Annotated in this window: 1 protein-coding gene; it reads left to right on the plus strand. The window is 75.4% G+C overall.

All coding sequences use genetic code 11. The features are described from left to right. Positions 1-550 (plus strand): Hpt domain-containing protein (locus tag HA630_RS00585; RefSeq protein WP_208299887.1); only part of this gene is annotated, 550 nt, incomplete at its 5' end. Between the last annotated feature and the right edge of the window lie 16 nt (positions 551-566).

Raw genomic sequence — 566 nt, forward strand, 5'->3', positions numbered from 1 at the left:
GCACCGCTTGGTGCACACGCTCAAGGGGGTGGCGGGCAACCTGGGGGCCACGGCGGTGCAGGACGCGGCCCAGGCGCTGGATGTGCGCTTGCGCGAGGCGCTGGAAGGACGGGAATCGCAAGCGGTGCAAACCTCGGCGGCGGCCCAGGAACCGGCGCCCGTGCCCGATGCGGCGCTGGCCGAGGCGCTGGCGCACCTGCACGCCCGCCAGGACGCGCTGGTGGCCGGCTTGCGCGACTGGCTGGCGCGCGCCGGCCAGCCGCAGCCCGCGCCAGAGGCGGCGTCAGCGGACACCGAAGCCCAAGCGCCCGCCCAGAACACCAGCCCACCCGAAGCCCCTTCCACCCCCGGCCAGTTCGCCCCCCTGCTGGACTGGCTGGACCGTGGCGACACCCGCGCCATCGACTGGGCCCAGGCCCACGCCTCGGCCCTGCAGCGGGCACTCGGCGCCCAGTACCCCGCCTTCCGCAACGCCGTGGCCGCCTTCGATTTCCCCACCGCCGCCGCCCTGCTGCGCCTGGCCGACAATACCCCGCACACCGCCCCCTAGGCTAGCCCCATGAGCA

The organism is Aquabacterium sp. A08 (assembly GCF_011742065.1).